The organism is Saccharicrinis sp. GN24d3 (genome assembly GCF_052400645.1).
In the GTDB taxonomy this organism is placed as follows: Bacteria; Bacteroidota; Bacteroidia; order Bacteroidales; family Marinilabiliaceae; genus Saccharicrinis.
Genome location: NZ_JBQTGI010000023.1, coordinates 51,288 through 62,195 on the forward strand (window position 1 = coordinate 51,288; position 10,908 = coordinate 62,195).

At 38.1% G+C, this 10,908-nt stretch carries 8 protein-coding genes; 3 read left to right on the forward strand and 5 right to left on the reverse strand.

Translation table 11 applies throughout. From position 1 onward, the window contains the following. Position 1: 1 nt before the first annotated feature. Complete coding sequence (locus ACT29I_RS21280; protein ID WP_430933661.1) at positions 2-487, forward strand: hypothetical protein; 486 nt, start codon at positions 2-4, stop codon at positions 485-487. Between the two features lie 198 nt (positions 488-685). Here ACT29I_RS21280 and hutH read toward each other — a convergent pair whose 3' ends face one another. The 3 genes from hutH to ACT29I_RS21295 form a co-directional block, all read right to left on the reverse strand. Continuing rightward, positions 686-2,191 carry a histidine ammonia-lyase gene (hutH, locus tag ACT29I_RS21285; protein WP_430933662.1) on the reverse strand — a complete coding sequence of 502 codons (1,506 nt, stop codon included), beginning with the start codon at positions 2,189-2,191 and terminating at the stop codon, positions 686-688. 416 nt (positions 2,192-2,607) lie between these two features. Further along, the gene (gene hisS / locus ACT29I_RS21290) at positions 2,608-3,969 is read right to left on the reverse strand and encodes a histidine--tRNA ligase (protein ID WP_430933663.1); all 1,362 of its coding nucleotides are present in this window, start codon (positions 3,967-3,969) and stop codon (positions 2,608-2,610) included. A 211-nt stretch (positions 3,970-4,180) separates the two neighbouring features. After that, positions 4,181-4,657, reverse strand: a complete 477-nt coding sequence (locus tag ACT29I_RS21295) for a WbuC family cupin fold metalloprotein (RefSeq protein ID WP_444794355.1) — start codon at positions 4,655-4,657, stop codon at positions 4,181-4,183. 227 nt (positions 4,658-4,884) lie between these two features. Here ACT29I_RS21295 and ACT29I_RS21300 point away from each other — a divergent pair, with 227 nt between their 5' ends. Further along, positions 4,885-6,021, forward strand: coding sequence for an adenylate/guanylate cyclase domain-containing protein (locus ACT29I_RS21300; RefSeq protein ID WP_444794356.1), 1,137 nt, complete (start codon positions 4,885-4,887; stop codon positions 6,019-6,021). A gap of 76 nt (positions 6,022-6,097) precedes the next feature. On the opposite strand, the gene ettA is transcribed toward ACT29I_RS21300, so the two are convergent. After that, complete coding sequence (ettA, locus tag ACT29I_RS21305) at positions 6,098-7,783, reverse strand: energy-dependent translational throttle protein EttA (protein WP_430933666.1); 1,686 nt, start codon at positions 7,781-7,783, stop codon at positions 6,098-6,100. 128 nt (positions 7,784-7,911) lie between these two features. Continuing rightward, the gene (locus ACT29I_RS21310; RefSeq protein WP_444794357.1) at positions 7,912-8,760 is read right to left on the reverse strand and encodes a hypothetical protein; all 849 of its coding nucleotides are present in this window, start codon (positions 8,758-8,760) and stop codon (positions 7,912-7,914) included. 405 nt (positions 8,761-9,165) lie between these two features. On the opposite strand from ACT29I_RS21310, the gene ACT29I_RS21315 reads away from it, so the two are divergent. Beyond that, on the forward strand, positions 9,166-10,905 hold the full coding sequence (locus ACT29I_RS21315) for a response regulator (protein ID WP_444794358.1): 1,740 nt from the start codon (positions 9,166-9,168) through the stop codon (positions 10,903-10,905). Positions 10,906-10,908 lie beyond the last annotated feature (3 nt).

Sequence of the window (10,908 nt, forward strand, 5' to 3'; positions counted from 1 at the left end):
AATGATGAACAGAATTACGGTTACTATAATATTTACGCTTTTGTGCTTTGTTTCAAGCAGCCAAAATATCTCTAAACGGGAAAAACTGGAACGCATAAAGGCTCAAAAGATAGCTTTTATTTCAAACAAACTGGAATTGACCAGCGCGGAAGCGCAGCAGTTTTGGCCGGTTTACAACGATTTTTTTAAAGAAAAAGAAAAGCTTAATAACGAAAAGACTTCTGTTAACAAAGAATTGCTATTGAATTGGCAGGAATATTCTGATGCTAAAAAAACAGTGTTGGTAGACCGATTGATAGAATTCAGGTTAACCGAGGCAAAAATTGAACAAAAGTACCATGAAAAACTAAAAACGGTACTCCCTATCGACAAAGTAATAAAACTTTACAACGCAGAAACGCAGTTTAAAAATTTCCTGCTTAAGCAGATAAAAGGTCAGGGCAACAGGGAAATCAGGTCGCAAGACAGAGAATCGCGGAGAAGGTAACATTAGTGATTGATTTTTAGATTAGTTCCCAGATTCCAGCCTGACCTGTCATTAATTATTCAATTTCGAAAATACATGAATGATGAATTCGTGAGGCTAGAAAATTACAAGCTGTTTTACGAGTCTCCCATATGTCTTTATCTATATGATTAACAATACAATGGCGATTTTGATCAGAAACAAATGTAAGTTTTTTTACTATGACTTAAATTCGTTGAACTCCGTATTGTTTAAAAACTCAACGGCCGCTTCCATTTCTTTGTACATAATCTTGTCTTCGGTCACAAATGGAACATATTCCCTAAATGCTGCCAGGAAACCCTCTAAATACGGAGAAGTTTTCATTGGTCTTCTGAATTCAAAGGCTTGAGCAGCATTAAACAACTCAACTGCCAATACCCTTTCCACATTCACAGCAATTTTCAAGGCTTTGGTGGCTGCATTTCCGCCCATACTAACATGGTCTTCCTGCTCGTTGGATGAGGGAATAGAATCTACCGAAGAAGGCGTGGCCATCTGTTTATTTAAACTTACAATAGATGCCGCTGCATACTGCGGAATCATAAAACCTGAGTTTAATCCCGGATTGGCTACCAGAAACTCCGGTAGGCCCCGTTCACCGGAAATCAGCCTATAGGTTCTTCTTTCGGAAATACTGCCTATTTCGGCCATGGCAATACTTAAAAAGTCCATCGCCAACGCCAATGGTTCCCCATGGAAATTACCTCCCGACAGAATCATTTCTTCGTCCGGGAAAATTATTGGATTATCGGTTACGGAGTTAATTTCAGTATAAACGACACCTGCCACATAATTAATGGCATCCTTAATGGCGCCATGAACCTGAGGAACACAGCGGAACGAATATGGGTCCTGAACTTTTTTATCCTTTTGATTCAGTATTTCGCTTCCTTCCAATAAGGCCGTTATGTTTTTGGCGGTTTCCAGCTGGCCGGCATGTGGTCTGATAACATGCATTTGTTCTTTAAACGGATCTATCCTGCCGTTAAAGGCATCAATGGATAAAGCAGCAATGATATCGGCATATTTAGACAAACGAAACGCTTTCAGCAAGGTGTATACTGCATGCGAACTCATAAACTGTGTCCCGTTCAGCAAAGCCAAACCTTCCTTGGCTTCCAGTTTAATAGGCTTCCACCCTTGCGTTTCCAACATTTGTTCCGCCGACATGTTTTGTCCGTTAAAAAACACCTCGCCGTGACCTATCAAGGGCAGAAACAAATGTGCCAACGGTGCTAAATCGCCCGAAGCACCCAACGATCCCTGCTCCAACACCACTGGATATACTTTGTGATTGTAGAAATCCAGGATACGTTCCACCGTTTTTAGCTGAATCCCTGATTTACCCAGGCTTAAAGCATGGGCTTTTAGTAAAAGCATCGATCGAACCACATCGCGAGGAACCTCTTTTCCGGCCCCACAAGCATGGCTGATTAATAAGTTTTCCTGTAGTTTACTCAGGTCTTGCTTAGAGATGGATTTATCGTGCAAGGCGCCAAATCCCGTATTAATTCCATAAACCGGGCCGTCATGCTGGTCTAAATAGTTATCTAAAAAGTCTTTGCACGATTGAATAAGTCCTTTCGACTTGTCAGATAGCTCAACAGTAATGTTGTTATTCAATAGCTCATCTAATTTTTCAAAGCTTAAGGGATCGGGTGTTATATAATGCTTCTTTTCCATTTTTTTCCTTCTATTCTCTCAACAACAAATTTCATATTAACAACAGATAATTAGCGCTGAAAATTCATGAGAATTTCCTCTGTTTCCGACAACCACTGCATTCCGCAACCAAATTGACAACCCAAATTTAGCTCAACTATGTCGGGTTTCGCCTGGGACCAGCCTAACGTTTTCGCTCGAAACTTAATTGTTTACCTTGGCGACTGAAGGGCCTGCTGCATTCGCCTTCATCTTTATGAAAAGCGAAGAATAATGCGGGTTACATACCGGTTCAAAAAATTAAAAACAGAAATCATGGGAAGCGGATATCGCCACCAAAGGAAAGTATTTTGATATTACTATTTTTAAAAATTCTACCCATAAAAAAGCACGAGCCCATATATTTAGACTCATGCAAACTAGGCAAATTCTTTAAGTTAGGCGATGATATTAATCACTTCTTCCACTGTAAGCAACTGCTGTTCCCCTGTGCCCATGTTTTTTAAGGTCAGTTTACCCTCGTTCATTTCATTTTCGCCGGCCATTGCCACAAATCCTATCTCTTTTTTGTTGGCATATGTCATTTGCTTCTTCATTTTTGCCGCATCGGGGTATAGCTCTGCTTTTATTCCAGCCCTACGGATTTCTTGCAAAGCCTTAAGTGAATAAAGAGCTTCCTTTTCGCCAAAATTAACAAACAGCAGCTGCGTTGAAATGATAGATTCTTTGGGGTACAAATCCATTTGGTTCATTACATCGTAAATACGGTCGGCACCAAAAGAAATACCCACCCCGGAAACATCTTTCAAACCAAAAACACCGGTTAAGTCATCATACCTTCCCCCACCGGTAATGCTGCCAATATGCACGTCTAATGCCTTCACCTCGAAAATAGCCCCGGTATAATAATTCAACCCTCTGGCTAGAGTCAAGTCCAACTCTACCCCGGTGGCTATATCCAACGTTGCTAAATATGCTAAAACAGTCTCTATTTCATCAACACCTTTTAAACCTACTTCGGAATCGGCCAATACGGATTTTAGGGTATCTATTTTTTCCTGATTAGTACCCGATAAATTAATAATAGGCTGCAATTTGTCTATTGCTTCTTGAGGTATTCCTTTAAGTAACAGTTCTTCGTTGACTTTGTCTATTCCTATTTTATCCAATTTATCGATGGCCACGGTAATGTCAACAATTTTATCCGCTTCACCGATAATTTCGGCAATGCCTGTTAAAATTTTACGGTTGTTCATCTTAACAAGTACATTAATGTTTAATGCCTTGTACACATCATCCACTATTTGAATCAACTCCACTTCGTTCATTAACGAATTGGACCCTACCACATCCACATCGCACTGAAAAAATTCCCTGTAACGTCCTTTTTGCGGTCTGTCGGCCCGCCATACCGGTTGAATTTGATAACGTTTAAACGGAAAGGCAATCTCATTTTGATGCTGCACCACAAAACGGGCAAAAGGCACTGTTAAGTCGTAACGAAGGCCTTTTTCAGCTATCTGCGTAGTTGCTTTAACCGATTTTTTTTCAGCCAATAAACGTTCATCTGCCTTAGCTAAAAAATCGCCGGAATTTAAAATTTTAAAAAGAAGCTTATCCCCTTCTTCGCCATATTTTCCCATTAGAGTAGATAAATTCTCCATAGCAGGAGTTTCGATGGGTTGGTAACCGTAATTTAAGAATACCGACTTAATGGTATCAAAAATAAAGTTTCTTTTTGCCATTTCAACCGGCGAAAAATCTCTTGTTCCTTTTGGTATGGTGGGTTTTTGAGCCATCACGTTGTTATTTTATTATTGAGGCGCAAAGTTATTTATTTATTTCAAACATATAATACATCGTTAGGTTTTAGTGCGGCTAATTGCTTTTAACATTACATATACAAACTGCTTTGCAGTGTGTATTTCAGGTTGTCCAAGGATTTAATTGCGCAGCAATTCCCGTTTTGGTGACATTTATCATTTATAAACGTTCCCAATGGATTACGCTTTAAACTGAAATGTTTAAGTACGTTAAACAGGCCTTCAAATAAGTATGGGCTTCCGTCGAACCTTCAGGTGGCGACCATGGCGCAAAGTTTTTATCCTCAGACTGATAATACGGACCGTCTTTAATTTCATATACCACTGTGCCCTCCTCCAATCCCGTGGTCGAATGCCATTCACTGGAACTGATTTCAACTCCGTACTGCCCGGTTTCCCGATCCAAAATCGCATGATCTGTAATTTCTCCTTCATCATTAAAAAAAATTACTAAAAGCCTGCCTGTGAGAATTAAGAAAACTTCACGTTTATCCGGATTGACGTGTCTGTGTGGACGAACGTACGTATTGGGTTCAAAAGCATTTAACATGCGTTGTACCAAGTCGCCGTCGCGGTCATGAAAATTGTAATTCTTCCTTTTTCTTTCGCTATTTTGAGCTTGTTCCGTTAGTGTTTCTAGGTGTTCCGCATTTATTAACTTCATCGTTTAAAATTTAGAAAAGTGACATGTATTCGTTAATAACATTAAGGTTATATTAATGTAACATTTAAACAGTATTTTCGTCTAAGAAAAAGAATAACCAACAATAAAAAACATAAAGTTCGCCACTTAAACAAAACCATCCCGTTGTTTCAGAGTAAAAATATTAAAAATCGATAATACCATCGAACAGACCTAATAATTTTGTATAAAAAATAACGAAGGGACAGATGAACACAGTTAGAATACTGATTTTAGGAAACGACGAAATTAATCTACAAATAATTAAAAGACAACTACGTGAGTTTGATGAAGAATGGTTGATCATTAATAAGTCTTGTGAGGATTCAGTTTCCGAATTAAACAGTACATGTTACAATTTAGTTCTTATAGACTGTGAAAATTCATCATCGGAACTATTGGAAAAGATTAGGTTCATTAAAAAGTCGAACAAAAACTGGGATACCCCTGTATTAGTTTGTTTACAGGAAACAGAAGGAGAAAACATTAAAGAAATATTAGTGGCCGGTGCTTTAGACTTTATACAGAAACCCCTTAAAAATATTGAACTTTTTGCACGAGTGCGAACCGCGCTTACCTTATCCAGTTCCATCGAAAAACATGAAAAACAGGCTCGCGCCATCAGCGAAGGACAGAACAAAATACAGGAAATAGTATCCGGATTGCTTCCTAAAGAAATTATTACTGAACTTACCCTTTTGGGGGAATCAAAGCCCAAAAAATACAGGGAAGCTTCTGTTTTATTTGTTGACTTGGTTGATTTTACCAAAAAATCAACCAAACTGTCGCCCAAAATATTAATCGATGAATTAACCGAAATATTCTCTTCGTTTGACCAAATCATCGTAAATAATAACTGTACCAGAATTAAAACCATGGGCGATGGATATCTGGCCGTTTCCGGTATCCCGACCCCGAACAAAAATCATGCAGGCAACCTGATAAACGTTGCTATAGATATTAGAGACTTTTTAATACAACGGAACAAAATTAATCCCGTTAAGTGGGATGCCAAAATAGGAATTAACTCCGGTGAAGTTATTGGCAGTGTTTTGGGAACAAAAAACTTTTTGTTTGATGTTTTTGGCGACACCGTTAATGCGGCTTCCAGGATGGAAAAAAATTGCGAACCTAATCAAATCAATATTGGCAAGAAAACTTATATGTTGACCCGTGATAAATTTAGGTTTATTGAACGACTCCCCAATGATGTAAGGGGAATTGGGGTTAAAAGCATGTATTATTTAATGTCGAATGTTACTTCGAGCAAACTTGATACGGAGGCAACGGGCAAAAAAAAACAGAGTGAGTTGTCATTATCGTTCAAATCGGCCATCGTTCTTTAAGCAGGAATAACAGTAACAAAGCCAAACAACAGCCTGATATAATGCAGGCTGCTGTTTATATGTTTTAGCTTTTTGACTATTTCATTAGCTTTTTGTAACGAATACGTTTTGGAGTTATATCCCCTAATCTTCGTTTTTTGTTCTCTTCGTATTCACTAAAGGACCCTTCGAAAAAGTAAACACCAGAATCACCTTCAAATGCCAGGATATGTGTGGCAATTCTGTCCAGAAACCAGCGGTCGTGCGAAATAACCACTGCACAACCGGCAAAATCGTCCAACCCTTCTTCAAGCGCCCTTAACGTGTTGACATCGATGTCGTTGGTCGGCTCATCAAGCAGCAGCACATTGGCCTCTTCTTTCAACGTCATAGCCAGGTGCAAGCGGTTTCTCTCTCCACCTGAAAGCACCCCACATTTTTTTTCCTGATCGCCCCCGGCAAAATTAAACCTGCTAATATAGGCCCTGGCGTTAAGCTCACGCCCCCCGACCTTTATGGTTTCCTGGCCGTTTGCAATGACTTGAAAAATGCTTTTTTCAGGGTCAATGGCCTCGTGTGTTTGATCCACATAGGCGATTTTCACTGTTTCTCCTACCGTGAACGTTCCTTTGTCAACCTTCTCTTTATCCATAATCATCCTGAAAAGGGTAGTCTTACCGGCTCCATTGGGGCCAATTACACCGACTATACCGTTTTTAGGAAGTACGAACTCCAAATTATCAAACAACAACCGATCGTCGAATCCTTTGGCCACCTGATGTGCTTCAATCACCTTGTCTCCCAACCTTGGGCCATTAGGGATAAAGATTTCAAGTTTCTCTTCTTTCTCCTTTACCCCTTCGTCCATTAATTTATCATAGGCCGACAGACGTGCTTTTGATTTAGCATGACGAGCTTTGGGAGCCATTCGAACCCACTCCAATTCCCTTTCCAGAGTTTTCCTTCTTTTGGAGGCTGTTTTTTCTTCTTGTGCCATACGACTGGTTTTCTGTTCTAACCACGAAGAGTAATTACCTTTCCAGGGAATACCCTCTCCCCTGTCCAGCTCCAGAATCCATCCGGCAACATTATCCAAAAAATAGCGGTCATGGGTTATAGAAATAACTGTTCCTTTGTATTGTTGCAGGTGCATTTCCAACCACTGAACCGATTCTGCATCCAAGTGGTTGGTAGGCTCATCCAACAGCAACACATCAGGTTCTTTTAACAGCAGACGACATAAAGCCACTCTTCTTCTTTCTCCTCCCGAAAGGTACTTCACCTGTTTATCTTCTTCAGGGCAACGTAAGGCATCCATGGCACGTTCCAGCTTCGTATCCAAATTCCAGGCATCATATTGATCGATCTTTTCCTGAAGTTTAGTCTGTTCATTCATTAAGGCGTCCATCTTATCCGGATCTTCCAGCACTTCTGGGTCGGCAAATTTTTCGTTAACCTGATTATAGGCATTTAAAACATCGACCACTTCCTGAACGCCTTCTTCCACAATCTGTTTAACCGTTTTCTCTTCGTCTAGCGCAGGCTCCTGCTCCAAATAACCCACCGAGAAACCTTGTGAAGAAACGACTTCTCCCTGGAAGTCTTTTTCCACACCGGCGATTATCTTCATGAGCGTTGACTTTCCGGAACCGTTTAAACCAATGATGCCAATTTTGGCACCATAAAAAAACGAGAGGTAAATATTGTTTAATATTTTTTTTTGGGGCGGCACAACTTTGCTTACCCCAACCATTGAAAAAATTATCTTTTTATCGTCGGACATAATTGCTTAAATATGTTTTTACTTAAATGAACCCACAAATTTATCACAAATAAGTTTCATTAGAAAACAATCATAAAAAAACCCTGATAACCAAAGTCAACAGGGTTTATATAATTTATGGGTGGTAATTATTGCTTACCCATCACTTTAAAGTCTTTCAGCATTAATCCATCGCGATTTTTAAGGCTAACCATATGCCAATCGAAATAGTAAAATTGCGAATCGGCAGCACCTATAATAATTTTGTAACAGCGTGCTTTGTAACGGGTTCCCTCGGGTCCCACCTTGTGCAGAAAAACCACATCCGGATCTTTGTCCTGAATTGCTTTGGTCACGTCTTCCTGCGCAACAATTTCTACCTTGTAAGGATATACCTTTTGTATTTTAGAAATGCTATTCGCATCCGGAGCCAGGTCATCTTTCACAAGCAATAGTTTCTTATTGCTCAAACTCCTGATATTTTTATTGTAATATTTGAACATGTTCCTACTGATTACCTGCGGGTTTTGATTCACCAGTTTAACATGATCCTGAATAAAGCGGATAAAACCTTCCATTTTATAAGCATAACTATCATCTTCAACCCTATGGTATGACAAAGGGATTGAACAGAGGTCGGGCATATCCGTGATGGAATAAACATCCTTCCCCATTAATAAGCTCACAAATGTATACCTTGCCTTGGTTTTGTCCCTGTCGAAGGTTACGGTAGAGGTAACAATAAAAGAATAGGATGGATCTCTTCGTTTTTCTTTAAACTCCGACTGTGTAATAAATTCGTAATCCGTAAGGCTCCAAACATTTGGCATTACCTTTTTGATCATAAAATTAAAGTCAGACATAGGGTTTTCGTCCATTACAACAAAGGTTTTCGTGTTCAGAAAATCCTTGTAATCCTGATCTGATGGCAAATGATGTTGTGCACCAACAGAAGTAACCACAAACATCAGCAATAGGTTAATAACTACTTTCTTCATTGACATTGTATTTTTATGCATTTTATTTTATACCATTCTGTATTATTTACATTTCATATAGCATAATTATTTAATTATCTATATAACGAATAAATTCTGTTATTGTTACCCTTAAAAATCCACCTTAAAGCTATTTAATTGAACAACAATATAAATACAGCATAAACTAATAAATAATTAATGTCTGCAAATTCAATTACTATCCATTTTATTTGATAAATTTTAGAATTTCTATACGGAAAAGTATTTTTATAATATCTTTATCGTTAGTTTTAGTTAATCGCATAAATATTGCATAATAATGCGTTTTTTTAGGCCGACACATCAACACAACGATGTTTTCAGCTAGCCATTAGCATTATATTGATTACATTTAGGTCATTGCCAAATAGACAATTAGAAAACATGAAGTTCATTAACAAATTTTTATTACTTTTTTCTTTTGACCAGGATGAAAAACTGGAAGTTGAAACCAAAACTACATTACTTTTAACCAACGTTCTAAATTTCTTTCTTTTTGTAATTGTTTTTATCGAGGGTATTGTTTCTCTTCTGGAGGAAAGTCTGTTTTTTGCCGGCCCCCTGCTTTTCTTTAGTGTTTTATTCGCCTTTAATTATTTATATATGGGAAGACGTCCCAATGCCATGTATTACAAGGAGATATTGTTTTCATTTGTGATTTTAACCTTACTTTTCTTTATTGTTTTTGGTGGCTCTACAGGTGTCAATATTTTCTGGATAGGTATCTTCCCGTTTATTGCCATCAACCTGTTTAGTCGGAAAATCGGTGCTATATCTTCTCTTGCCCTGTTTTCCTTTGTGCTGCTCGACTTTCTGGTTTTGAGTCAATTTGTACCCCAGGCGCAAATATATTCGCTAAACCTAAAGATTTTAGTATCCGTATTTTTTGTTTTTTCATTTATTATAGCGTACTGCCTCAAATTTATCTTTGCTGAAGTAATGCTCACCAAGGAGCGCGCGATGATAAATTCTCAAAACACAAAAACTTCGCAAGAGGAGCAAATATCAAATCTTTCCAGGCAAATACGTACACCGTTGAGCAATATTACAGGCATCCTGGATATTTTGGGAAAAACCAATCTCACAGATGATCAAAGAGATTATATCAACACCATTCATGCATCAGCTAACAATTTGGTAAACGTGGTTTCCAACATGGTTTCTACGCAAAAATCAGGACTGAACCCAATTCAGGAGGAAAAAATAAGTTTTAACCTATATTCTACACTCAACAATACTATCAGGCTATTTTCAGAGAACAACAGCAAACAAAAGTTCAGTTTATCATTTTCGGCCGATATTCCATCTACTATGACCGGGAACGCCATTAAAACGAAACAAATATTCCTTAATATTTTAAACGGCATTGCTAAATACAACATTTCCGAAGACAAACAAATTAACATTGAAGTATCACGTTCTAACAATATGCCTGGTACTATCGAATTAATATTTAAACTTACCAGTTATGGCAATATCCCTTTTCCCAAGGAGTACAAGTCGGATGAGTCGTTATACAACAATGATGTATTAAGGCTGAATACTTCAAAGCATATTCAGTTTTTAGAACTCGGTCTCACACAGAAATTAATAGAACAGGATGGGCATACCTTTGCTATTTACCCCGAACCTGAAAAGACAACCTTTGAATTCGGCATCACATTTATGGAAAATACGCAAAGCTACTCAGTTCAAAATATCAAAGAAAAAATTTCCAATACGGACTCATTCTTTAAAACATCTGTTGAAATTAAAGATGCAAACATTCTTTTGGTGGAAGACAACTTTAGTAATCAACAGATAATAATATTATATATTAAAAATGAAGTAAAGAAAATTGAAGTTGCATACAATGGCAAAGAAGCTTTAGATAAGTTTGGAAAAGCTAAATACGATTTAATTCTGATGGATGTTCAGATGCCGATAATGGATGGTTTAAAAGCTACCCAGAAAATTCGTGAAATCGAAAAAAGCACCAATACGCACACTCCAATTATTGCTGTTACCGCAAATGCATTCCCCGAGGATAAAGAAAGATGTATGGCCAGTGGTATGGATGACTATATCAGCAAACCTTTTCAACCCGAAGATTTGATCGGCAAAATCAAACACCACCTGAGTTAATAT

Bases quoted from the DNA above. Each gene is read 5' to 3' on its own strand.
- hutH (WP_430933662.1), bottom strand. From the start codon at position 2,191: ATGGAAAAGAAGCATTATATAACACCCGATCCCTTAAGCTTTGAAAAA.
- ACT29I_RS21295 (WP_444794355.1), bottom strand. From the start codon at position 4,657: ATGAAGTTAATAAATGCGGAACACCTAGAAACACTAACGGAACAAGCT.
- ACT29I_RS21280 (WP_430933661.1), top strand. From the start codon at position 2: ATGATGAACAGAATTACGGTTACTATAATATTTACGCTTTTGTGCTTT.
- hisS (WP_430933663.1), bottom strand. From the start codon at position 3,969: ATGGCTCAAAAACCCACCATACCAAAAGGAACAAGAGATTTTTCGCCG.
- ettA (WP_430933666.1), bottom strand. From the start codon at position 7,783: ATGTCCGACGATAAAAAGATAATTTTTTCAATGGTTGGGGTAAGCAAA.
- ACT29I_RS21315 (WP_444794358.1), top strand. From the start codon at position 9,166: ATGAAGTTCATTAACAAATTTTTATTACTTTTTTCTTTTGACCAGGAT.
- ACT29I_RS21310 (WP_444794357.1), bottom strand. From the start codon at position 8,760: ATGAAGAAAGTAGTTATTAACCTATTGCTGATGTTTGTGGTTACTTCT.
- ACT29I_RS21300 (WP_444794356.1), top strand. From the start codon at position 4,885: ATGAACACAGTTAGAATACTGATTTTAGGAAACGACGAAATTAATCTA.